General features: G+C 72.1%; 22 protein-coding genes, 1 tRNA gene and 3 pseudogenes. 8 read left to right on the top strand and 18 right to left on the bottom strand.

What is annotated here, in order from left to right; translation table 11 throughout:
- Positions 1-15: 15 nt before the first annotated feature.
- The 6 genes from ACZ418_RS09910 to ACZ418_RS09885 all read left to right on the top strand — a co-directional run bounded on the left by ACZ418_RS09910 (position 16) and on the right by ACZ418_RS09885 (position 6,826).
- A complete protein-coding gene (locus ACZ418_RS09910; protein WP_468359727.1) occupies positions 16-1,419 on the top strand; it encodes a type I glutamate--ammonia ligase in 1,404 nt (467 codons plus the stop codon).
- Between the two features lie 2 nt (positions 1,420-1,421).
- On the top strand, positions 1,422-2,612 hold the full coding sequence (locus ACZ418_RS09905) for an amidohydrolase family protein (protein WP_468359724.1): 1,191 nt from the start codon (positions 1,422-1,424) through the stop codon (positions 2,610-2,612).
- A 16-nt stretch (positions 2,613-2,628) separates the two neighbouring features.
- A complete protein-coding gene (locus ACZ418_RS09900) occupies positions 2,629-3,156 on the top strand; it encodes an NUDIX hydrolase family protein (RefSeq protein WP_351808182.1) in 528 nt (175 codons plus the stop codon).
- Positions 3,157-3,371: 215 nt separating this feature from the next.
- Positions 3,372-4,166, top strand: a complete 795-nt coding sequence (locus tag ACZ418_RS09895; protein ID WP_468359721.1) for a COG4705 family protein — start codon at positions 3,372-3,374, stop codon at positions 4,164-4,166.
- A gap of 158 nt (positions 4,167-4,324) precedes the next feature.
- Positions 4,325-5,659, top strand: coding sequence for a PP2C family protein-serine/threonine phosphatase (locus tag ACZ418_RS09890; RefSeq protein ID WP_468359718.1), 1,335 nt, complete (start codon positions 4,325-4,327; stop codon positions 5,657-5,659).
- Between the two features lie 123 nt (positions 5,660-5,782).
- Complete coding sequence (locus ACZ418_RS09885) at positions 5,783-6,826, top strand: MASE1 domain-containing protein (RefSeq protein WP_468359715.1); 1,044 nt, start codon at positions 5,783-5,785, stop codon at positions 6,824-6,826.
- A gap of 28 nt (positions 6,827-6,854) precedes the next feature.
- Here ACZ418_RS09885 and ACZ418_RS09880 read toward each other — a convergent pair.
- Positions 6,855-6,931 (bottom strand) — tRNA-Pro (locus ACZ418_RS09880).
- Between the two features lie 125 nt (positions 6,932-7,056).
- Here ACZ418_RS09880 and ACZ418_RS09875 point away from each other — a divergent pair.
- Positions 7,057-7,764 (top strand): transketolase, encoded by a 708-nt coding sequence (locus ACZ418_RS09875; RefSeq protein WP_468359712.1) that lies wholly within the window; start codon positions 7,057-7,059, stop codon positions 7,762-7,764.
- A gap of 50 nt (positions 7,765-7,814) precedes the next feature.
- Positions 7,815-8,729: a transketolase family protein gene (locus ACZ418_RS09870; RefSeq protein WP_468359709.1), complete on the top strand. Its 915-nt coding sequence runs from the start codon at positions 7,815-7,817 to the stop codon at positions 8,727-8,729.
- On the opposite strand, the pseudogene ACZ418_RS09865 reads toward ACZ418_RS09870, so the two are convergent.
- From ACZ418_RS09865 to ACZ418_RS09785, 17 genes and pseudogenes are all read right to left on the bottom strand, one after another.
- A pseudogene (locus ACZ418_RS09865) lies at positions 8,627-8,992 on the bottom strand (MFS transporter); the annotation flags it as partial. The gene ACZ418_RS09870 and the pseudogene ACZ418_RS09865 sit on opposite strands and share 103 nt — an antisense overlap.
- Before the next feature lie 44 nt (positions 8,993-9,036).
- Positions 9,037-9,396: an MmcQ/YjbR family DNA-binding protein gene (locus tag ACZ418_RS09860; protein WP_468359704.1), complete on the bottom strand. Its 360-nt coding sequence runs from the start codon at positions 9,394-9,396 to the stop codon at positions 9,037-9,039.
- A 30-nt stretch (positions 9,397-9,426) separates the two neighbouring features.
- On the bottom strand, positions 9,427-9,957 hold the full coding sequence (locus tag ACZ418_RS09855; RefSeq protein ID WP_468359699.1) for a GNAT family N-acetyltransferase: 531 nt from the start codon (positions 9,955-9,957) through the stop codon (positions 9,427-9,429).
- Positions 9,954-10,538: a helix-turn-helix domain-containing protein gene (locus ACZ418_RS09850; protein WP_468359696.1), complete on the bottom strand. Its 585-nt coding sequence runs from the start codon at positions 10,536-10,538 to the stop codon at positions 9,954-9,956. Before ACZ418_RS09850 ends, ACZ418_RS09855 begins: the two co-directional genes overlap by 4 nt.
- A gap of 57 nt (positions 10,539-10,595) precedes the next feature.
- Positions 10,596-11,957 carry a B12-binding domain-containing radical SAM protein gene (locus tag ACZ418_RS09845; RefSeq protein ID WP_468360768.1) on the bottom strand — a complete coding sequence of 454 codons (1,362 nt, stop codon included), beginning with the start codon at positions 11,955-11,957 and terminating at the stop codon, positions 10,596-10,598.
- Between the two features lie 48 nt (positions 11,958-12,005).
- The gene (locus ACZ418_RS09840) at positions 12,006-12,908 is read right to left on the bottom strand and encodes a LysR family transcriptional regulator (RefSeq protein ID WP_468359693.1); all 903 of its coding nucleotides are present in this window, start codon (positions 12,906-12,908) and stop codon (positions 12,006-12,008) included.
- Between the two features lie 31 nt (positions 12,909-12,939).
- Positions 12,940-14,133, bottom strand: a complete 1,194-nt coding sequence (locus tag ACZ418_RS09835; RefSeq protein WP_468359689.1) for a glycine C-acetyltransferase — start codon at positions 14,131-14,133, stop codon at positions 12,940-12,942.
- A 45-nt stretch (positions 14,134-14,178) separates the two neighbouring features.
- Positions 14,179-15,207 (bottom strand): L-threonine 3-dehydrogenase, encoded by a 1,029-nt coding sequence (tdh, locus tag ACZ418_RS09830; protein WP_468359686.1) that lies wholly within the window; start codon positions 15,205-15,207, stop codon positions 14,179-14,181.
- Positions 15,208-15,396: 189 nt separating this feature from the next.
- Complete coding sequence (locus ACZ418_RS09825; protein WP_468359683.1) at positions 15,397-15,972, bottom strand: GAF domain-containing protein; 576 nt, start codon at positions 15,970-15,972, stop codon at positions 15,397-15,399.
- A 61-nt stretch (positions 15,973-16,033) separates the two neighbouring features.
- Positions 16,034-16,633, bottom strand: a complete 600-nt coding sequence (locus ACZ418_RS09820; protein ID WP_388626882.1) for a GTP-binding protein — start codon at positions 16,631-16,633, stop codon at positions 16,034-16,036.
- On the bottom strand, positions 16,611-16,982 hold the full coding sequence (locus tag ACZ418_RS09815) for a DUF742 domain-containing protein (protein WP_468359678.1): 372 nt from the start codon (positions 16,980-16,982) through the stop codon (positions 16,611-16,613). Before ACZ418_RS09815 ends, ACZ418_RS09820 begins: the two co-directional genes overlap by 23 nt.
- Before the next feature lie 2 nt (positions 16,983-16,984).
- Positions 16,985-17,419, bottom strand: coding sequence for a roadblock/LC7 domain-containing protein (locus tag ACZ418_RS09810; RefSeq protein WP_228619279.1), 435 nt, complete (start codon positions 17,417-17,419; stop codon positions 16,985-16,987).
- Between the two features lie 95 nt (positions 17,420-17,514).
- Positions 17,515-19,264 (bottom strand): annotated as a pseudogene (locus tag ACZ418_RS09805) (sensor histidine kinase); the annotation flags it as partial.
- A gap of 126 nt (positions 19,265-19,390) precedes the next feature.
- Positions 19,391-19,888: pseudogene (locus tag ACZ418_RS09800) on the bottom strand (hypothetical protein); the annotation flags it as partial.
- 332 nt (positions 19,889-20,220) lie between these two features.
- Complete coding sequence (locus ACZ418_RS09795) at positions 20,221-21,237, bottom strand: aldose epimerase family protein (protein WP_468359675.1); 1,017 nt, start codon at positions 21,235-21,237, stop codon at positions 20,221-20,223.
- A 16-nt stretch (positions 21,238-21,253) separates the two neighbouring features.
- Positions 21,254-22,036: an ATP-binding cassette domain-containing protein gene (locus tag ACZ418_RS09790; protein ID WP_468359671.1), complete on the bottom strand. Its 783-nt coding sequence runs from the start codon at positions 22,034-22,036 to the stop codon at positions 21,254-21,256.
- On the bottom strand, positions 22,033-23,067 hold the full coding sequence (locus ACZ418_RS09785; RefSeq protein ID WP_450986336.1) for an ABC transporter permease: 1,035 nt from the start codon (positions 23,065-23,067) through the stop codon (positions 22,033-22,035). The genes ACZ418_RS09790 and ACZ418_RS09785 overlap by 4 nt, the downstream gene beginning before the upstream one ends.
- Positions 23,068-23,163 lie beyond the last annotated feature (96 nt).

The raw sequence follows: 23,163 nt of genomic DNA, 5'->3' as shown, positions 1-23,163 counted from the left end.
GGCCGAGGAGGACGTATGACCACCCTTGCCGACCCCGTGCCCGGCGGGCGCCCGGAGGATCTGCGCCGGGTCGCGGGACTCACGGCCGACCTCGCCGCGCGGGGCGTACGCGGGATCGTGCTGGCCTATGTGGACACCGCGGGCGTCTGCCGGGTGAAGACGGTCCCGACGGCGCGGCTGGAAGCCGCCGTGTCCTGGGGTGTCGGCATGTCCCCGGTGTTCGACACCTTCCTCGCCGACGACTCGATCGTCACCACCGACGTCCTCGGCTCCCCGGACGGTGACCTGCGTCTGTATCCGGACCTGGACGGGCTGGTGGAGCTGGCCGGGCAGCCCGGCTGGGCGTGGGCGCCGGTGGACCGGATCACCCAGGAGGGCGCCCGGCACCCCGGCTGTGCCCGAACCTTTCTGCGCCGGATCGTCGCCGACGCCGCCGACCGGCACGGACTCGCCTTCAAGGCGGCGATCGAGGTCGAGTGGGCGGTCGGGCTCGGCTCGGCACCGCCCGGGGAGTTCGTTCCGGCGGTGTCCGGCCCGGCGTACGGCGCGATCCGGCAGGTCGAGCTGAGCGACTACACCGCCGATCTGCTGGCCGCGTTCGACGCGCAGGACGTGCCCGTCGACCAGCTCCATCCCGAGTACGCGGCCGGGCAGTTCGAGGTCTCGGCGGGCGCGCTGGACCCGGTGGCGGCGGCCGACCGCAGCGTGCTGGTGCGGCAGACGATCCGGGCGGTCGCACAACGGCACGGCTTCAGGGTGTCGTTCTCGCCCGCGGTGTCCGCCGAGGGCGTCGGCAACGGCGGTCATGTCCATCTGTCCTGCTGGCGCGGCGGCACGAACCTGCACGCGGGCGGGGAGCGCCGCCACGGCATGACACCCGAGGCGGAGTCCTTCACGGCCGGGATCCTGGCCCGCCTGCCCGCGCTGACGGCGGTCACCGCACCGAGCCCCGCCAGCTATCTGCGGCTCAGACCCTCCCAGTGGGCCGGGGTGTTCACCGCCTGGGGCCGGGAGACCCGTGAGGCCGCGCTGCGGGTGATCACCGGCTCGGCGGGCCGCCGGGAGCAGGAGGCGAACCTGGAGGTGAAACCGGTCGACCTGGCCGCCAACCCCTACCTCGCCCTCGGCTGTGTCATCGCCGCCGGCCTGGACGGGATCGACTCGTCCCTCGCCCTGCCGGAGGAGATCACCGGCGACCCGGCCCGGTACGGCCCGGACGAGGCGGCGGCGCTCGGCGTACGGCGGCTGCCGCAGTCGCTGCCCCAGGCCGTCGAGCAGTTCCGGGCGGACCGGGTACTGCGGGCGGCGCTGGGCCCGGTCCTCGCGGACGCGGTGACCGCCGTACGGCTCGGCGAGGCGGCCGCCGCCCGGGACCTGGACGACGCGCGGGTGGCGGCGGCCTACCGCTGGGTGTACTGACCATGGCCACGCCGGGTCCGGTCCACGAGGCCCTCGCCCAGCTGGAGCTGGTGGACCACCACTGCCACGGCGCCGTGACGGCCGACCTCGCGCCCGAGGAGTTCGCCTCGCTGCTGACCGAGGGCGAGGCCTGGCCCGGCGTCTCACCCTTCGACACCCCGGCCGGTGTGGCGGTACGCCGGCACTGCGCGCCTGTGCTGGACCTCCCCCGGCACGCCCCGGCGGCCGACTATGTGGCCGGCCGCGCGGAACTGGGCTGGCGGGAGGTCAACCGCCGCTTTCTGCGGGCCGCGGGAGCCGGGGTGTTCCTCGTGGACACCGGCTACGCCCCACACCCGCTCACCTGCCCGGCCGAGCTGGCGGAGGCCGCCGGCGCCGCCGCCTTCGAGGTCGTACGGCTGGAGCAGGTGGCGGAGGCGGTGGCCGCGCGGGGCGTCGAGCCGGGCGAGTACGCGGCCCGCTTCCGTGCCGCCGCCGAGGACGCGGCACGCCGGCCGGGCGTGGTGGCGGTGAAGTCGGTGGCCGCCTACCGCACCGGCTTCGCCCTGGACCCGGCGCGCCCGGCGGACGCCGAGGTGACCGAGGCCGCCCGGCACTGGCTCGCGGCGGCACCGGACGGGGGCGGCGGCCGGCTCACCGATCCGGTACTGGTACGGCACCTGCTGTGGACCGCCGTCGACCTCGGCCTGCCCCTGCAGCTGCACACCGGGTTCGGCGACGCCGACCTGCGGCTGCACCACGCCGACCCGGCCCTGCTGACCGACTGGCTGCGGCGGACGTCCGGCACGGTCCCGGTGCTGCTGCTGCACTGCTGGCCGTACCACCGCCAGGCCGCCTATCTGGCCGCGGTGTTCGAGCAGGTGTACCTGGACGTGGGCCTCGCCCTGCACCACACGGGCCCGGCCCGCTGCCGGGCGGTCCTGGAGGAGGCGCTGGAGATCACCCCCTTCCGCAAACTGCTGTACAGCTCCGACGCCTACGGGGTGGCCGAATTCCACCACCTGGGCGCCCTGTGTTTCCGGCAGGGGCTCGCCGATCTGCTGCAAGCCCGTGTCGACGCCGACGAGTTGAGTCTGCCCGACGCCCTGCGGATCGCGGCCTGGACCGGCCGCGACAACGCCCTGCGCCTCTACGGACCGCCCGTATCCGACCCGGCCCGCGATCCCAGCGGGCGCCCCACCCGGAAAGTATGATCAAGCAATGTCTGACATGACCGAGACGACGCCCGGCTGGCTGTCCACGGACGAGCTGGAAATGGCCAGGGCCCGGATGCCGATCCTGTACGTCGAGGCCGTGCCCGTGCGCGTGGACGACAGCGGCGAAGTGACCAGCATCGGACTGCTGCTGCGGATCGGCCCGGACGGGACGGTCAGCCGGACCCTGGTCTCCGGCCGCGTCCTGCACCACGAGCGGGTCCGCGACGCCCTGCTGCGCCACCTGGAGAAGGACCTCGGCCCGGTGGCTCTGCCCCGGGTCCCCGCCTCCCTGCAGCCCTTCACGGTCGCGGAGTACTTCCCGACGGCGGGCATCACGCCGTACCACGACCCACGCCAGCACGCGGTGTCCCTCGCCTACATCGTCCCGGTCACCGGCGACTGCCGCCCCCGGCAGGACGCGCTGGACCTGGTCTGGTTCAGCCCGCAGGAGGCCGCCTCACCGGCGGTGCAGAGCGAGATGCCGGGCGGGCACGGGGTGCTGCTGAAGCAGGCGCTCGCGCACGTGGGTCTGGCCTTCTGAGGCCGGCGGCCCGGCGCCGCCCGTCCGCTCCGCCGCCGCGGTCGCCTGACCCGCCTGTCTATCAGGCCGGTCAGGCCGCCGACCAGCGGTTTCGCCGTCGCGTTCAGGTTGCGTTCAGGCTCGCGGCGGCCCATGGCAACAGCTGCACCAGAAGCCCCAAAACAATGGCAAAGGCATCTGGGGGAACGCCAGTTGGGCGTGCGAAGGTGCGGACCATGAGCACTGAGCACGTCCTGGACGACCGGCCTCGCGCGCAGGCACGCGCGCGCATACGTGAGAGCGCGAACAAGGTGCCGGAGGTCACCGTCTACTTCTGGATCATCAAGGTCCTCACCACCGGCATGGGCGAGACCGCCTCCGACTTCCTCGCCCATCTGCTGGGCCCGATTCCCGCGGTCGGACTCGGCGGTCTCGCCTTCGTCGCCTCGCTCGTGCTCCAGTTCGCCGTCCGCCGGTACGTGGCCTGGATCTACTGGACGGCGATCGTCATGGTCAGCGTGTTCGGCACGATGGCCGCGGACGTGCTCCACGTGGGCCTCGGCGTCCCGTACACCCTGTCCACCCCGCTGTTCATGATCGCCCTGGCCGCCGTCTTCGCCCTCTGGTACGCCACCGAGCGCACCCTGTCCATCCACTCCATCCGCACCCGGCGCCGCGAGTTCTTCTACTGGGCGGCCGTCCTCGCAACGTTCGCGCTGGGCACCGCGGCGGGCGACCTCACCGCGACCATCGGCCTCGGCTACCTGGGCTCGGTCGTGCTGTTCGCCGTGGCGATCTGCGTCCCGGCCCTCGCCCACCGCGCCCGCCTGCTGGGCGCGGTGACCGCGTTCTGGACGGCGTACGTCATCACACGCCCGCTCGGCGCCTCCCTCGCCGACTGGATGGCCCTGCCCGGCAAGCGCGGCGGCCTGGACTGGGGACTCGGCCCGGTGACCCTGTCCTGGACGGTGGCCATTCTCGGACTGGTCGGCTACCTGGCCGTGTCACGTCAGGACGTCCGAACCGCCTGAAGCCGCCCGGCACCGCGAAGGGCCTCGCTCGGCAGCGCCGGCGAGGCCCTTCACCTGCGGTGCGGGCCGCCGTCACACCGCCCGACCAGGGCACCGATGCCACAATCGAAGGTGATGCCGCCGTCCCGCATGGACCAGGGTCGTGTCAGGAGGCCGGAATGGCGGGAGAGAAGGCAGGGAGAGAGCCCGGCCAGCCGTATGTCCCCGACCTGCGCATGCGTCTGCGGTCCGAGCTGGGCCGGATCGACGAGCAGATGGGTGCCCTGCTGTCCTCCATGGACCGGCTGCAGGGCCTGCTGGATGCGGTGATGGCCATCAGCCGTGAGGTGGAGCTGCCCGCGGTGCTGCACCGTATCGTGACGACCGCCATGGAGCTGGTCGGCGCCCGCTACGGCGCCCTGGGCGTGCTCGACGAGTCCGGAGAACACCTGGAGCAGTTCATCTCGGCCGGTCTGTCCGAGCCGGAACGCGATGCGCTGGCCGCGGCCGGACTGCCTCGTGGTCTGGGCGTCCTCGGGCACCTGATCCGCTACCCCGACCCCTTGCGGATCGACGACATCCAGGGCCATCCCTCCTCCGCCGGATTCCCGGCCGGCCACCCGCGCATGCGCACGCTCCTCGGCGTCGCCATCACCGTGCGCGGCGAGATCTACGGCGACCTCTACCTCTCCGAGCGAACCGACGGACAGCCCTTCGACATGCACGACGAGAGCGTCGTCGTGGCCCTGGCCAGTGCCGCAGGCATCGCGATCGAGAACGTCCGCCTGTTCGAACGGATTCGCCTCGGAGCCGAGCAGTTCCAGCGGCTTCTGCTGCCCACCCTGCCCGACCTGCGGCCGTTCACCGCGGCCGCCATCTACCGGCCCGCCGCCGAGCCCAGTCAGCTCGGCGGGGACTGGTACGACGCCATCCCCCTGCCCGACAACGTCGTGGCGATCGTCATCGGTGACGTGGTCGGCCATGATCTGCAGGCCGCGGCCGCCATGGCCGCCACCCGGAACATGCTGCGCGCTCTCGTGTTCGACCAGAGCAGTCCGCCCGGCGCGATTCTCGCCCAGCTCGACCGGACCCTGGAGATGGTCTCGAACAACCGCGTCACGACCACCACCCTGGCCCGCATCCAACCGGAGGGACCCGGCTGGCGGCTGAACTGGAGCACCGCAGGTCACGTTCCGCCGCTGGTGGTCACCCGTGAGCGCCGCGTGACCTATCTGCTCGCCGAGCCCGGACTGCCGCTCGGTGTCGACGTCGAGCAGCCCCGCCCGGACCACACCCGCCTCCTGCCCCCGCAGGCCACCGTCGTCTTCTACACCGACGGGCTGATCGAGCATCCCGGCCACTCCATCGACGAGAGCATGAGCGAACTCGCGGGTCTCGCCGCGGTCCATGCCGCCCTCCCCCTGCCGGAGTTCGTTCAGGTACTGGCCGATCACCACCCCAGCGACGGTCACGACGACATGGCCATCCTCGCCCTGCGCACACCGCCCGCCTGACCCCCGGGCCGGCACACCGGTCGCCGCTTCCGGGCCGGTCGGCCGCGTGGAGGATACGGGGGATCCGGCGGATGATGGGTTCGGATGACGGGTTCGGGGCGATGTCGAAGCGGAGGTCGCCCAATGACTGTCGCGCGCCATCCGGGGCTCCGGCGCAGTGGTCCGGCCGCCCTGGAGATCTGCGTCATCGCCGCGCTGTACTACGGCTCGGCCAGGCTGGGCCTGCTCCAGCAGCTCGTGCGTGGCCAGGTCACACCGCTGTGGCCGCCGAGCGGTATCGCGGTGGCGAGCCTGCTCCTGCGCGGCCCACGGGTCTGGCCGGGTATCGCACTCGGCGCGTTCCTGGTCAACATCTCGCTCGGGCCGTCGCTCCCGGCCGTGCTCGCCATCGCGGCGGGGAACACCCTCGCACCCGTCTGCTCCTATCTGCTGCTCAGCCGTACGGGCTTCCGTGCGGATCTGCACCGAACGCGGGACGCGCTCGCGCTGATCTTTCTCGGTGCGTTCACCGGGATGCTGGTCAGCGCGACGACGGGCAGCGGGACCCTGGCCCTCGCCGGGGTGCTGCGCCCCGGTGACTTCTGGCCGACATGGTCGGTCTGGTGGACCGGCGACGCGATGGGCGTCCTGGTGGTCACGCCGGTCCTGCTCGTCCTCCGCTCGGCACACCGGCCGAGGAACGCGCGAACGGCCCGGTGGGCGGAGGCCCTGCTGCTCGTGGCGGCCACGGGCGTTGTGGGATTCCTCATGACCGGCCACACCCCCCTGCTGTTCCTCGGGTTCCCGCTGCTGATCTGGGCGGCCTTCCGCTTCCAGCTGGCCGGGGCCGCACCCTGCGCGCTGGCCGTGTCGACCTTCGCGATCATCGCCGCTGCCGAGAGATCGGGCCCGTTCGCCGGTCACGACCTGCTCACCAAGATGATCACCCTGCAGGCCTTCAACGGCTCCGCCGCGCTGACCGCGCTGCTGCTCGCGGCGGTCGTCAGCGAGCACAACCAGAACCAGCGGGAGATCGCGTGGGCCGTGGGACAGCTCGCCGCGATGGCGGCCAAGATCGCCGCCGGCGACCACCGCCGCCTCCTCCCTGATCCGGACGGGGAGCAGGCGACCGGCGAGAAGGCGGCCGGAGACGGACAGACACGACAAAGGCCGTCTCCTCATCCCTGAGAAAACGGCCTCCGACCGGCAGGAAAGCTGGTCGGGACGACAGGATTTGAACCTGCGACCCCTTGACCCCCAGTCAAGTGCGCTACCAAGCTGCGCCACGTCCCGGTGCCGTTTGACCTGGGGTTTCCCCGGTCGCAACGTGCAGGGAAACAATACCGCACTCCGCTCGCTGATCGCGCACCGGTTTCCCGGTTGACCTCAAGCTTGGTTGAGGTTGCACGATCGTCGGCATGACGATCGCGACGGACGAGAACCGCACGTACGGGTACGACGACCTGCCCGGCCTGATGAGTCTGATGACCGGCGACGAGAAGCACGGACCGGCGGCCACCTCCACCCTCGACGTGCTGTGGGTGCTCTACGACCGGGTGCTGCGGGTGACGCCGGAGCGGCGGGACGATCCCGCCCGTGACCGGTTCCTGCTGAGCAAGGGGCACGGGCCCATGGCGTACTACGCGGTGCTGGCCGCGAAGGGGTTCGTGCCGGTGGAGTGGCTGCCCGGGTTCGGGTCGTACGACTCCCCTCTCGGGCATCACCCGGACCGGGTGCTGGTGCCGGGTGCCGAGATCGGCAGCGGCTCGCTCGGGCACGGGCTGCCGATCGCCGTGGGCAGCACGCTGGGGCTGCGGGCGCAGGGGCTGCACGACCCGGCGGTCTGGGTGCTGATCGGGGACGCCGAGCTGGACGAGGGCAGCAACCACGAGGCGATCGCCTTCGCCGGGCCCGCCGGCCTGGACCGGCTGCACACGATCGTGGTCGACAACTCCTCCGCCAGCCACGCCCTGCCCGGCGGGATCGCCGCCCGGTTCGAGGCCGCGGGCTGGTCGGCGGTGACCGTCGACGGGCGCGATCACGAGGCGCTGTACGCCGCGTTCACCGCGCCGCATCCCGGGCGGCCGCATGTGGTCGTGGCCCGCGTCGAGCCGAAGAACGCCTGACTCTCCCCGCTCACCTGACTCTCCCCGCTCATCGGAAAGGGCACAGCTTCATGGACACCATGCGTGACCGTTTCGCCCCCGTCGTCTCCCGGCTGCTGGACGAGGACCCGCGTGTCGCGGTGGTCCTCGCCGAGATCGGCAAGGACGGCTTCCGCGAGGCGATGGCCCGGCATCCCGACCGGGTCGTCAACGTCGGCATCCGCGAGCAGCTGCTGGTCGGGGCGGCGGCGGGGCTGGCGCTGACCGGCTTGCGGCCCGTGGTGCACACCTTCGCCAGCTTCCTCGTGGAGCGGCCGTTCGAGCAGGTCAAGCTGGATCTCGGGCACCAGAACACGGGGGCGGTGCTGGTGAGCGCGGCCGCCTCCTTCGACTGGCCGGCCGGCGGCTACACGCACATGGCCCCGGGCGATGTGGCGCTGCTCGACACGCTGGACGGCTGGACCGTGCATGTGCCCGGGCATCCGGACGAGGCCGAGACACTGCTGCGCCACGCGGTCGCCGCGGGCGACGACAAGGTGTACGTACGGCTGTCCGTGCAGGCCAACCGGCAGGGGCGGCTGATCGACGGCCGGCACTTCGTCGCCGTCCGCGAGGGCCGCCGGGGTGTGGTCCTCGCCGTGGGCCCGGTGCTGGACTCGGTCCTCGCCGCCACGGAGGGCCTGGACGTGACGGTCCTGTACGCGACGACGGTGCGGCCCTTCGACGGGGCGGGCCTGCGCCGGGTCACGGAGTCGGCGGGCACCGATGTCGTCCTGGTCGAGCCGTATCTCGCGGGCACCTCGACGACCGCGGTGAGCGAGGCGCTCGCGGACGTGCCGCACCGGGTACTGGGCCTCGGCGTGGGCCGCCGCGAGCTGCGCCGCTACGGGACGATCGAGGAGCATGCGGCCGCGCACGGGCTGGACCCGGCGTCCTTGCGCGACCGGATCGGGCGCTTCATGGCGCCCACGCGCCGAACCGGCTGAGCACCGTGCGCGACTGTGGGTGCGTAGGGGCTGATCGCGCCCGCGCGGCGGAGCCGCATATTGATACAGCCCCGCGCGGGCGCGTCCGCTCGGACCAGGTCGCGTATCGCCGGGCCCGCGAGAGCCTGGCCCACCGGCATCATGGCGAGGGAGCCGGCCACGTCGTAGGCGTGGATGCGGTTGAGCACGTCCGGCGGGACCTGGGTCTGCACACTGGTCGCCCACATCACGCCCCAGAACGACATCCCCGCGCCCGGCTGCGCCACGCGGGATGATGCCACGCCCGGCGCCCGCGCACGGGGGATTTTCACTCCCCGGGCGGCAGCCCCAACTCGGGGTGCGCGTCGAGGAGTCGGGGCGGTGCGGCCTGCCGCCAGGAGTCGACGAGGATGGCGCGCAGCTCGTCCTCGTCCTCCAGCGCGGCGAGTCTCGCTCTGACCCAGGCGAACTGGGCCTCGTGGTCGGCGATCCAGAACTTCTCCGGCTCGGCCAGCACCAGTTCGTCGCGCTCCTCCTTGGGGCAGCGCACGGCGATGGACGTCTCGTCCTCCGGCAGGGTCGCGAACATCTTCCCGGCCACCCGGAACGTGGGCATGCTCCAGGCGACCTTCTCCGTGGTGTCCGGCAGGGACAGGGCGATACGGCGTACGTCTTCGGCATCCGGCATGCAACGCACGGTAGCTCCTGGCACTGACAGTCACCCGGCCGGCGGCCCCAGCCGCTTGTAGTACAGGGTCGTCGGGCGCAGCTCGCCGCCGGGGCTCTCCGCGTAGTCGGGGATGACACCGGCCCGGACCCAGCCGGCCGAGCGGTAGAGGTGCTCGGCCGGGCTGCCGGTCTCGGTATCGAGGTGGAGCAGGGTGATGCCGACGGCCGCGGCGGCGTCCTCGGCGGTGGCGAGGAGGCGGCGGCCGAGGCCCTGTCCGCGCGCGGAGCGGTGCACCATCAGCTTCACCAGTTCCGCGCGGTGGCGGCTGTTCGGCTTGTCGGCGTAGGCCAGGCTCACGGTTCCGGCCGGCCGCTCGGTGCCGTCGAGTGCCGCCCAGACGGCGAGCCGGCCCGCCGCCGTCGCCTCGGCCCGCTCCCGCCACCAGGCGGTGGCCTCCTCGTGCGTGAGCGCCGCGAGAAAGCCGACCGAGGCGCCACCGGCCACGGTGTCGGTCAGCAGTTCCGCCAACTCCCCCGCCCGCTCTCGTACTTGTGCGGCGTTCCAGCGTTCCAGCCTCATGGCCGCACCACCGCCAGCGCGTACCGTGCCTCGATGGGGCCGGCGCACCGGAACCGGGTGGGGCCGAAGACGCGCATCCGCAGGCAGTCTCCGGGGTCCAGGTGGTGGACCTGCTCCCCGTCGGTCACCTCCAGGCTGCCGTCGAGCAGCCACAGATGCTGTTCCAGACCGGTCACGGGCGGGCGGTCGTAGGCGATGTCGGCACCCGGTGCGAGCCGGCCCTCGACCAGTTCGCCGCGGAGTCCGGCGTGCGGCGGGGACACGGACCGCCGGACGAATCCGGAGCCGCGGTCCTCCCAGATCGGCTGGTCGGCGGCCCGGACCAGCGGCGCGGGTGCCGCCTCGACCTCGCTGAGCAGCTGGGACATCGTGCGTCCGTAGACATGGCAGAGCCGGTTCAGCACGGAGGCGGTGGGACTGATTTCCGCGCGCTCGGCACGTGACAGGGTCGACCGGCTCACCCCGCTGCGCTCGGCCAGCTCCCCCAGGGACCAGCCGTGCTCGGCGCGCAGTTCGGCGAGGCGGGCGCCGAGCCGGACGTCGACGGGCTCCGGGGCCGATGCGACATGATCCTGTTTCATATCAGGGATTCTATGCCATATTTGAGACGAGCTTCTCCAGGGGCTCCAGGGTTCTCCTCATTCCCGACCGCCGAACGCCGCGAGCGTCCGCTCCAGCATCGGCAGTGCCCGCACCACCCGGCGGGAGCGGATCAGCAGGTCCCAGGCGGGCTCGAACTTCTTCCAGCCGCCCGCGTAGGCCAGGTGCCGCAGCCGCTCGGGCCGGCCCGGCTGGGCCGCCGAGCCGCGCCAGATGCTGGACCAGCGGTAGAAGTCGCGGTAGGCCCGCCAGTAGCCGTCCTCCAGCTGACGGGGTGTCATGCCCTTGGGCCGGTAGACGACGTGGCGGGTGTCGTACAGGTCCCAGTCGCGGTGCACGATGCGTCCCTCGGACTCCAGCTGCTTCCACAGCCCGGTCGACGGGTACGGCGTCATGATGTGGAAGGTCGCCGTCTCGATGCCCTGCTCGACGGCCCACTCCACGGTGCGGTCGAAGACGTCCGGACCGTCCTGGTCGAGCCCGAAGACGAAGCTGGCGTTGACCATCACCCCGGCGTCGTGCAGGCGTCGTACCGCGGCCGCGTAGTCGGTGCCGATGTTCTGGTTCTTGCGCCGTTCGGCGAGGTTGGCGTCGTTGACCGTCTCGAAGCCGACGAACAGGCTGCGCAGGCCCGCCTCCACCGCCCGCTCCAGCAGGTCGGGCCTGAGCACGGAGCTGACCGTGCCCGCCGCCTGCCACAGCCGGCCCATCCCCCGCATGCCGTCGAACAGGGCCTCGGCGAAGCGCCGGTTGCCCAGCAGGTGGTCGTCGAGGAAGTAGAGGTGGCGGCCGGGCAGGCGGTCGATCTCGGCGAGGGCGTCGTCGACGGCCTGGGTGTAGAAGGACTTGCCGCCCTCGAAGAAGGCGTCCTTGTAGCAGAAGTCGCAGTGGTGGGGGCAACCGCGGGAGACCACGATCGAGTTGGGCACGAGGTAGAGGTGCCGCTTGATCAGGTCGCGGCGTACCGGTGGCAGTCCGGCGAGGGTGCGCTGTGTGGAGTCGTAGCGGCGGGCCGGTACGCCGTCGCGGAAGTCCTTCAGGAACAGCGGCCAGGTGTCCTCGCCGGGCCCGGTGAAGATCGTGTCGGCGTGGGCCGCTGCCTCCTCGGGCAGCGAGGTGACGTGCAGACCGCCCATGGCCACATGGACGCCCCGGGCCCGGAAGTGGTCGGCTATCTCGTAGCTGCGCCGGGCCGAGGTGATGTACGGCTGCACCACCAGGAGGTCCGGGGTGTCCAGGGCCGCAAGGTCGATGCGCTCCACGTGTTCGTCGAGGAGCGTGACCTCGTCGTCCGGGTCGAGGTAGCCGGCCAGGGTGGCCAGGCCCAGCGGCGGGAACAGCGAGTACTTGATGGGCCGGAACAGCGGGCTGGTCGCTTCGGTCAGGGCCGGGAGGATCATCGTCACACGCATGACCTCCCAGACTGCGTGCGACCGATGGCCGGTTCCCTACCCCCCGGCCGCCTCCCGCAGGGCGTCCAGCACCGGGCGGATCAGCGGGTGCCCCTCGGCGCCGCGCCGTACGGCGGCGAAGACGCGGCGGGTCGGGGCCACACCGTCGACGGGGCGTACGACGACGCCGGTGAGGTCCATGCCGTTCAGCGCCGAGCGCGGTACGAGGGCCACGCCCGCGTCGGCCGAGGCGAGCGCGACGACCGCGCGGAAGTCGTCGGAGGAGTGCTCCAGGCGTGGCTGGAAACCGGCGCTCTCGCAGGCCAGGACGACCACGTCGTGGCAGGGGTTGCCGGGATACGGGCCGATCCAGGGGTCCTTGGCCAGCTCGGCGAGGGGCACCTCGGCGGTGTCAGCGAGGCGATGGCCGACGGGTACGACCGCGTCGAACGGCTCGGCGTAGAGCGGGACGTGGGTGAGCCGGGGGTCGTCGGCGGGCGGGGCACCCCGGTACTCCACGGCCACCGCCACATCGACCTGCCGGTCCAGGACCATGGGCAGGCTCGCGTCGCCCTCGGCGTCCTGGACGCGGATGCGGATGCCGGGCGCGGAGTGGGCGAGCCGGGCCACGGCCGGGGCCACGACCTGGGCGATGCCGGTCGCGAAGGCGGCCACGGTGACCGTGCCCGCCTCGCCCGAGCCGTAGGCCGCCAGCTCCGCCTCGGCCCGCTCCAGCTGGGCGAGGACGGCGTTGGTGTGGCTGAGCAGGATCTCGCCGGCCGGGGTGAGCCGTACGCCCTTGGCGCTGCGCTCGACCAGGCGGTGACCGGTCTCCTGCTCCAGGGCCGTCAGCTGCTGGGACACGGCCGACGGGGTGAGGTACAGCGCGGCGGCCGCCGCGGTGACCGTGCGGTGGTCGGCCACCGCACGGAGGATGTGGAGCCGCCGTGCCTCGATCATGCGGTCAATTATCGCAAGGCGTCCGCCCTGCTCAGGCCGCCAGCTCGGCGCGGGCCGCGACGAAGGCGTCGACCGCGCGGTTGACGTCCTCGGTGGAGTGCGCTGCGGACAGCTGGACGCGGATGCGGGCCTGGCCCTGCGGGACGACCGGGTAGGAGAAGCCGATCACGTACACACCGCGCTCCAGCAGCAGCTCGGCCATGCGGCCCGCCTCGGCCGCGTCGCCGATCATCACGGGGGCGATGGCGTGGTCGCCGGGGAGGACGTCGAAGCCCTCCTCGGTCATCCGGCGGCGGAACAGCGCGGTGTTCTCGCCCAACCGGACCCGCAGGTCGTCGGCGGACTCCAGCAGGTCGAGGACCTTCAGGGAGGCGGCGGCGATCACCGGGGCCAGGGTGTTGGAGAACAGGTACGGCCGCGAGCGCTGGCGCAGCAGGGCGACGATCTCGGCGCGGGCGGCGACATAGCCGCCGGAGGCGCCGCCGAGGGCCTTGCCGAGGGTGCCGGTGATGATGTCGACGCGGTCCATGACGCCGTGCAGTTCGGGGGTGCCGCGGCCGGTCGGGCCGACGAAGCCGACGGCGTGCGAGTCGTCGACCATGACCATCGCGTCGTAGCGGTCGGCGAGGTCGCAGATCTCGCGCAGCGGGGCGACGTAGCCGTCCATGGAGAAGACGCCGTCGGTGACGATCAGCCGGCGCCGCGCGTCGGACGCCTCCTTCAGCTTCGCCTCCAGGTCGGCGAGGTCGCGGTTGGCGTAGCGGAAGCGGCGGGCCTTGGACAGGCGGATGCCGTCGATGATGGAGGCGTGGTTGAGGGCGTCGGAGATCACCGCGTCCTCCTCGCCGAGCAGGGTCTCGAAGACACCGCCGTTGGCGTCGAAGCAGGAGGAGTACAGGATCGTGTCCTCCTGGCCGAGGAACGCGGACAGCCGGGCCTCCAGCTCCTTGTGCACCTCCTGGGTGCCGCAGATGAAGCGGACCGAGGCCATGCCGTAGCCCCAGCGGTCCAGGGCCTCGTGGGCGGCGGCGATCACCTCGGGGTGATCGGCGAGGCCGAGGTAGTTGTTGGCGCAGAAGTTGAGGACCTCGCCGGGGCGGCCGCCGGCGGTGACGTTGACGGTCGCGGACTGCGGGGTGCCGATGACCCGCTCGGGCTTGTGCAGGCCGGCGGCGCGGATCTCGTCGAGGGTGGCGCGCAGGTCGTCGCGGACGGTGTCGAACATGGGGAAGCTCCTGAAAGTGCTGGCGCGGCTGGGGATTGACGTCGCTTAGGCGGTCCAGTCGAGGATGACCTTGCCGCCCTTGCCGCTCGCGGCGTCGGCGAAGGCGGCCTCGAAGTCGCGGTAGCCGTACCGGCCGGTGATCACGGGGGCGAGGTCCAGGCCGCCCTCCAGCAGGACCGACATCGCGTACCAGGTCTCGAACATCTCGCGGCCGTAGATGCCCTTGATGGTGATCATCGAGGTGACGATCCGGGCCCAGTCGACCGGGAACTCCTCGGCCGGCAGGCCGAGCATGGCGATGCGGCCGCCGTGCGTCATGTTGGCGATCATGTCCCGCATGGCCTCGGGGCGGCCGGACATCTCCAGGCCGATGTCGAAGCCCTCGCGCAGGCCCAGCTCCCGCTGTCCGTCGGCGATGGAGGTCTCCGCGACGTTCAGGGCGAGGCTCACGCCGATCTTGCGGGCCAGGTCCAGGCGCTCCTCGCTGACGTCGGTGATGACGACGTTGCGGGCGCCCGCGTGCCGGGCCACGGCGGCGGCCATCAGGCCGATCGGTCCGGCACCGGTGATCAGCACGTCCTCGCCGACCAGCGGAAAGGACAGCGCGGTGTGCACGGCGTTGCCGAAGGGGTCGAAGATCGCGGCGACATCGAGGTCGACGGGGACACGGTGCACCCAGACATTCGAGGCGGGCAGGGCGACGTACTCGGCGAAGGCACCGTCCCGGCCGACGCCGAGCCCGACGGTGGCGCGGCACAGATGGCGGCGGCCGGCCAGGCAGTTGCGGCACTTGCCGCACACCAGATGGCCCTCGCCGCTGACCCGGTCGCCGATGCGGATGTCCGTCACGTCCCGGCCGGTCTCGACGACCTGCCCGACGAACTCGTGCCCGAGCACGAGCGGGGTGCGGATCGCCTGCTGCGCCCAGCCGTCCCAGGCCCGGATGTGCAGGTCGGTGCCGCAGATACCGGTCCGCATGACCTTGATCAGTACGTCACCCGGGCCGATCTCGGGCTCCGGGACGTCCGTCAGCCAGAGCCCCGGCTCCGCCTTCTCCTTGACCAGCGCCTTCACGCGTGCGGCTCCTGTGGGTGAGGTCCCGGCCCGCGGGCATGCCGAAGAGGCCCGCACCGGGTCAGAGGGGTGGAATCACCCTGCAATCTGCCGTACGCGCGGGCCGCGGGTCCATCGAGCTTTTCTTAACCGCCGCCTCAGCTTTCCTTCACGCCCCAGGTGCCGACGGCGAAGGGCCGCCCTGGCCCGTCACAGGGGCAGCCCGTCCTCGGCGCTCCGTTCGAGGCGTACGACGAGATCGGCGGCCAGCGCCTTGATGGTCTCCAGGCCGGAACGGCCCCACGCCCGGGGCTCGGTGTCGGCCGCGCACACGGTGCCGAGGGCCATGCCGGAGCTGTCGATGAGCGGGGCGCCGAGATAGGAGCGGATGCCGTACTCGTCCACCACGGGGTTTCCGGCGAACCGCGGATAGTCGCGGACGTCCTCGAGCACCAGTGCCTTGCGGCGGACCACCACATGGGGGCAGAACCCGTGCTCACGCGGCAGGACCCGGCCGAACACCGGCCTGCTGCCGTCCTCCCTGAGCAGCGGCGCGACGGCGGGGACGCACAGGCCGGCGAAGAACTGGTGGTCCTCGCCGACGAAGTTGACCATGGCGTAGGGCGCGCCGGTGAGCCGGGCGAGATGGTCCGCGAAGGCGTCCAGCGCCGGGTCGGGACGGTCCGCGAGGCCGAGCAGGCGCAGTCGGTGGACGCGGGCGGGGGCCTCCTTGTCCTCGGGGGTGAGGAGCAGACCCCGGACCGGCCGGGGCGGCTCGTAGGTCATGGCCGGGCTCCAGCGCTGTGGGCGTGCCTCATAGGGGAACTCCGTGGGCGGTAGGGCGGGATCACATGTGGGCGCCATGGCTCGGCGCCGTCGCGGGGGCGTGGGCGAGGAGGTGGCGTACGAGGGTGAGCAGGGTCTGCACGCCGGAGCTGGAGATCCGGGCGTCGCACCTGACAACGGGGATCGCGGGGTCCAGGTCGATGGCGGCACGCACCTCCTCGGGGTCGTAGCGGTAGCCGCCGTCGAACTCGTTGATGGCGACGATGAAACCGAGTCCGCGTTCCTCGAAGAAGTCCACGGCCGCGAAGCAGTCCTGCAGCCGGCGGGTGTCGGCGAGGATCACCGCGCCGAGCGCGCCCTCGGACAGTTCGTCCCACATGAACCAGAAGCGCTCCTGCCCCGGGGTGCCGAACAGGTACAGCACATGGTCCGGATCGAGGGTGATCCGGCCGAAGTCCATGGCGACCGTGGTCTCCATCTTGTTCTCGACGCCGTCGAGACTGTCCGTGCCGACGCTGACCGTGGTGAGCAGCTCCTCCGTGCTGAGCGGCGCGATCTCGCTGACCGCGCCCACGAAGGTCGTCTTGCCGACCCCGAACCCGCCCGCCACCAGGATCTTCAGCGCGGTCGGGAACGGGTCAGAGCTGTCGTCGTAGTCCATCGAGCACTGCCTCCAGCAGAGACCGGTCAGTGGGTGTGTGGTGGAAAGCGGGGGGCTTGGTGGTCAGCGCCCCGCAGTCGACGAGGTCCGAGAGCAGCACCTTGGTGACCACCGCGGGCAGTTTCAGATGCGCGGCGACCTCGGCGACCGAGACGGGCGCCCGGCACAGGTCGAGCGCCTGGGCGTGCTCGGGGCCGAGATAGCCGAGGGGGGTGACGCCGGTGGCCATCACCTGCGACATCAGGTCCAGGGCGACGCTGGGCTCGGTGCGTCCGTTGCTGACCGTGAACGGGCGCACCAGCCGACCGGCCGCGTCGTCCAGCCAGGGCCCGTCGCCGGCTGCGGCCACGCTCAAGGCCTCGTCGCCGTGGGTTCGACGGCGTGCTGTCGAGGGGCGGTCACCAGGTACGGGCGGACGCTCTTGACGAGCATCGCCATCTCGTAGCCGAGCACGGCGGCGTCGGCCTCGCGGCCCGCGAGCACGGCCAGGCAGGTGCCGGAGCCGGCGGTGGTGACGAACAGCAGCGTCGAGTCGAGTTCGACGACGACCTGACGGACGTCCCCGCCGTCGCCGAACCGGACGCCCGCACTGCGGCCGAGGGAGTACAGGCCGGAGGCCAGGGCCGCCATGTGGTCGGCACTGTCGATGTCGAGGCCGTGCACGGACTTCACCAGCCCGTCACAGGACAGGAGCACCGCGCTGGTGGTGTGCGGTACGCGCTGCACGAGGCCGCTCAGCAGCCAGTCGAGGTCGGATGCGTGGGCGGTCGGCGCATCGCTCGCCATGGTGGATCGACTCCTTGGGGTACGAAGGTCTGCGGGAGCGCTGGCGGTTGGGGGGTAAGTGGTCGTGGTGATGGGGGGTGGGTATGGTGCGGGCGTCAGCCGGCGGGTGCGCTCCCGTCGGGCCGGCCGGCGCCACGGGCACCGTCGGATGCGGGCGCGTGGGTGCGCCCCTGGGATATGGGGGTTGGGTCCCTGTGGTCGGGGCCCATGTGGTCGGAACCAATGTGGTGGGATCCCATGTGTTCGGGCTGTACACGTGGTGGGTCGGTGAGCTCGGGTGCAGAGGACTGGAGGTGATGGTCCATCAGGAAGGCGACGGCATGGCTGGCGTCCCCATGAGGCGAGTCCCTCTGGGCGGGCTCCATGTGGGCGGGCTCCATGTGCTGCTGCGCCTCGGCGAGTCCGATCCCGCGCTGGAAGGCCGCCATCAGCCCCGGGTCGTGGCCCGGGACGGTGTCGCCCTCCTGGCGGGGTGCGGGGCCGCCGCGCAGCTGGGGGACGATGTGCTCCTGGGCACGGCGGCGGGGCAGTTGGGGCTTGTTCGTGGTGCCGCGCACGGTGCCGCTGCGCGGGGTGGGCAGGATGCCCGCGTGCGCCTCGATCGCCGCCCGGTCCCCGGTGCCGATGCCGGGCACGGCCTCGGCGGGGGTGGGCCGGTCCTGCCGGGCGCCGCGCACCGGAAGCGGGGCGAGACCGCCTCCGTTCCGCCGGCCGTCACCGCTCTCGCCGGGCCCTACGTCCCCGCTCCCGGCGCCGGTCCGCCCGCTCCCGCGCTGGGCGTGCCGCCGCCGGCCGGTCGCCTCGGCCGGGTCGCCCGGTGAGCCGCCCTCGCCCGCGGAAGCCGCTACCGGGCCTCCCCCGGCCACGGCTCCCGGGCCGGCGGCGGGCTCGGCCTCCGGCCCGGCACCGCCGTGCGCGGGGCTGACATCGCCGGACCGCGCTCCCGGCACCGGCGCCGGCACAGCTGCGGGCGCCGACGCGGGCCCTCGCTCGTGCCCCGACCGCCGGTCAAAGGCACCGGCCTGACCCTGACCCTGGCAGCCCTGTCCCTGGCCACCGTTCTGGCCCGGAAGCCGTACCTGCGGCGACGCCCCGGTGTCCGCCGGATCCTGCGGCCGGTGCACGTCCGCCCCGGGCGCCGTACCCAACAACGCCTGCGGGACCACGAGTACGGCCTGCACACCGCCGTAGATGTTGGTCTGCAGCCGCACATGGATGCCGTGCCGTCGGGCGAGCTGGGAGACGACGTAGAGGCCGATGCGGCCGTCGGCCAGCAGGCTGGCGACGTTGACCTGGTCGGGGTCGGCGAGCAGGGCGTTCATCCGGTTCTGCTCGCCGACGGGCATGCCGAGCCCGCGGTCCTCGACCTCCACGGCGAGCCCTGAGGTGACGAGGTTGGCGCGCAGCAGCACCTGGGTCTGCGGGGCGGAGAACACCGAGGCGTTCTCGATGAGTTCGGCGAGCAGATGGATCACGTCGGCGACGGCGTGGCCGCGAAGTTCACCGTCGATCGGCGGCACCAGCTTGACCCGGGAGTACTGCTCGACCTCGGCGATGGCGGAGCGCAGGACCTCGGTCATGCTGACCGGGTTGCTCCACTGGCGCCGGGAGACGGCGCCGCCGAGCACGGCGAGGTTCTCGGCGTGGCGCCGGATGCGGGTGGCCAGGTGGTCCACGTGGAACAGGCCCTTGAGCAGGTCGGGGTCCTCGATCTCGTTCTCGAGGTCGTCGAGGATCGAGATCTCCCGGTGCACGAGGGACTGGAGCCGGCGCGCGAGGTTGACGAAGACCTCCAGCTTCTGCTCGCTGCCCGCCTGGCTGGAGAGCTGCGCGGCGGGGGGGAAGGAGGGGGGGGGGGGGGGGGGGGGGGGGGGGGGGGGGGGGGGGGGGGGGGGGAGGGGGGGGGGGGGGTAGTACCCCCCCCCCCCCCCCCCCCCCCCCCCCCCCCCCCCCCCCCTCCCCCCCCCCCCCTGCCCCCCCCCCCCCCCCCCCCCCCCGGGCCAGGTCGGCGGCGAGCAGTTCGAAGTCGTCGGCGTCCTCGGGCGGCCGGCGGCGCGAGGTGCGCTGCGGCGGGGCTTCCCCCTGGCGCAGCGCGTCGACCAGGGCGTGCAGATCGGCCTCGCCGCGCGCGGCGGTACGGCGCAGCGCGTCGACGCGGTCGGAGACCGAACGGGCGGCCCGGTCGGCGGCCACGGCGGCGATGAGGATGCCGGCGACGGCCACGGTGACCGCTCCGGCGAGTACGGCCCACAGCATGGGCCCGGTGCGGATGCCGGAGGAGCGGATGCTGAACAGCACGGCGGCGGTGGCGCTCAGCGCGACCGCTAGGGGCGGCAGCACGGCGAGCCGCATGAGCTGGGGCCGTATGTGCGTCTCGGGCAGTGCGGGAGCGGGTCGGGCGACCGGTCGCCCGTGCCTGCCGCCCTCTCGGCGATCGGCACGGGCGGCCGGTGCTCGGAGGTGAGACATCTGCGTCCTCGTACTAGTCCGTCGGGCTGCCATGCGGCCACTGACAGTAGTCGCCTTCCCCTCATGCGCGGGGGGCAGTTGACAAAGTCCCGCAGGATTGGTCCCGCTCTGGTATGAGGCCTCGCACGACAGACCGATTACCGTGCCGCGCACGGGAGTTGAACTTGAAACACCTCAACGCGCCCCGCATGGAATCCATCACGACGACGTGACGGTCACCGCGGGCAAACCGTTACGGAGAGTATTCGCTTTGGCCTTGACTGGGGTGCGATCTCGGGATGCGCGTGCACGACCCGGGTGAACGCCACGGCCACCCGGGGCAGTTCGGGGTGTCAGATCCGCGAGGCGGCCGCGTACTCGACGCCGAAGCTGAACCCGCGGCGCTGCCCGGGCCCGAGGGCGAGGCCGGCGGCGTGTTCGGGGCGGTTGAAGGCGTTGGTCATCGCCTCGACGGGTTCGAGCGCGATGGAGGCGCGCCGGTCGCGTGCCAGCGTGTCTCCGGTGAAGACGTGCATCAAGCCGCCGTACTGCCACACCCGCAGTTCCTCACCGGTCGCCGGGTCGCTGAGCACCGTCTCGATCCGGCCTGCGGGACCGGGGGTCAGGTCCGCGAAGCAGGCGTCGATGACCGCGTCGCCGAGTCGTCTCGGCGTCCGGAAGTCCATCTCGGGGCAGTAGTCCACCGATAGCAGGGCGCCCGAGCCGTCCAGCGGGATAAGGGAGGCGTCGGTGCGGATCAGGGTGTGGGCGGGGATGTGCAGGACCAGGTCGTCGATGGGGCGCGACAGGGAGAAGTACGGGTGCCAGCCCGCCGCGAAAGGGAGGGTGGTGTCGCCCATGTTCGTCGCGCGGACCTCGATGCTCAGCTCCCGCGCCGTGATGGCGAATTCGACTTCGAGGTCGAGGGCGAACGGGTAGCCGGGGTGCCGGCCCGGTCTGATGCTCCTGGTGCAAAGCAGCAGTCGGGCCGAGTCGGCCGCCGTGGTGGCGTGGACGAGCTCGAACGGTGTTTCGCGGGCGAAGCCGTGGTAGATCGTGCGGTCGCCGAGGCGGCCGGGCAGCAGGTCGTGATCGTGTCCGTCGTAGTGGTAGCGGCCGTCGGCCACGCGGTTGGTGAAGGGGGCCATCAGGCCGGCACGTACGCCGTCCTGGGCAAGCAGTTCCTTTTCGTCGCGGTAGCCGTCCGTCAGCTCCTTCAGCCGGCCTGCTGCTCCGTGCCTGACCTGCCAGCTCAGCAGCGTCGCTCCACGCAGGGCGAGGACGGCGCGTGCCGCATCGTCCGGCGCGGAGACGACAAGGGTGGGTTCGCCGCCGAGACGGTCCTCGACGATCCGGTACTCGGCGGTCATTCCCCGTCTGTTCCCTTCAGCTCGCTTCGGGGGCGAGCTTCTTCGCGCCCGTCATGATGGCCACCGCGTCCTCCATCGAGTGGGACTGCGGGGTGATGACGCCCGCGCAGCCGCCGAGTCGCTGGATGTGGATGCGGTCGGCGACCTCGAAGACATTGGGCATGTTGTGGCTGATGAGGATGACGCCGAGGCCCTGGTCGCGCAGGTCGCGGACGAGTTTGAGGACCTGGCCGGTCTCGCGGACGCCGAGGGCGGCGGTGGGTTCGTCGAGGATCACCACCCGGCCGCCGAAGGCCGCGGTCCGGGCGACGGCCACGGACTGCCGCTGGCCGCCGGAGAGCGTCTCCACCGCCTGGTTGATGTTCTGCAGCGTGCCGATGCCGAGCCGCTTGATGTGGTCGGCGGCCTGCTTCTTCATCTCGCCGGTGTCGAGCATGCGGAACACCGAGCCGAGGATGCCCTTGCGGCGGATCTCGCGGGCGAGGAAGAGGTTGCTGGCGATGTCCAGTGCGGGGGCCACGGCGAGGGTCTGGTAGACCGTCTCGATGCCGGCGTCCCGGGCGTCCTGGGGCCGCTTGAAGTGGACTTCCCTGCCGTCGACGAGGATGCTGCCCTGGTCGGGGACGAGGGCTCCGGAAAGGCACTTGATCAGGGTGGACTTGCCGGCGCCGTTGTCGCCGATGACGGCGAGGACTTCGCCGGGATGGAGGGTGAGGTCGACGTCGTTGAGGCCGACGACCCTGCCGAAGACCTTGACCAGGCCCTTGGCCTCGAGAACGGGGGCGGTGGCGGTCGTCACGACTTCACACTCCGGATCCACTGGTCGACGGAGACAGCCGCGATCACGAGGACGCCGACTGCGAGGACTTGGTAGTTCGGGTCGATGCCGGCCAGTGCCAGGCCGTTGACGAAGACCTGGACGATCAGCGCGCCGATCAGCGAGCCGAAGACGACGCCGCGTCCGCCGAAGAGGCTGGTGCCTCCGATGACGACGGCGGTGATGGACTGCAGGTTGGCGTTGAGGCCGCTGTTGGGGTCGCCGCCGCCGACCCGGCCGACGAGGACCCAGGCCGCGACGGCGATGGTGAGACCGGCCAGCATGTAGGCGCTGAGCAGGACACGGTTGACGGAGATGCCGGCGAGGCGGGCGGCCTCGATGTCATCGCCGACCGCGTAGAGGTGGCGTCCCCAGGCGGTGTAGCGCAGGGCGTAGCCGACCACTGCGTACAGGGCGATCATGAGCAGGACGCCGTAGGTCAGGTTCAGCTGGCCGAGGGAGACCGTCTGGCCGCTCCACATGAGGATGTTGCCCGGCTGCAGCGACACCGTCTGGCCCTTGGCGTAGATGAGGGTGATCGCGGTGAAGACGCTGAGGGTGCCGAGGGTGACGATGAAGGGCGGCAGCTTGACCTTGGTCACCAGCAGGCCGTTGACGGCCTGGGCGGCTATCGCGACGACCGCACCGGCCAGCAGGGCGAGCCAGCCGGGCCAGTGGCTGTCCGCGACGAGCTTCGACATCAGCAGCGAGGCGAGCACCATGACGGCGCCGATCGACAGGTCGATGCCGGCGGTGAGGATGATGACCGTCTGCCCGACGGCGAGCGAACCGATGACGGCCACCTGCTGGGCGACCAGCGAGAGGTTCTGCAACGCGTAGAAGCGTTCGTTCACCAGGGAGAACACCACCGCGGCGAGCACCAGGACGATGGCCGGACTGAGCGCCGGCTGACGGTGCAGCACCGAGTGGATGCGCTGGCTGAGGGTGGCGGGCCGGTTGAGGAACTCCTCCGCCGGTGCCGGTGCGGCTTGAGGGTCCACGTGAGTGGTCACAGGGGGTCCTTCCGGTGTCTTCCCTGGTACGGGCTCATGGGCTCGTGTGGTGCGGGTGCGACGCCGGTGCCGTCACGGCGGCTTCCGGCGTCGCAC

Source organism: Streptomyces sp. NPDC030820 (assembly GCF_055572075.1).
This window is presented reverse-complemented; position numbering and strand designations above follow the sequence as displayed.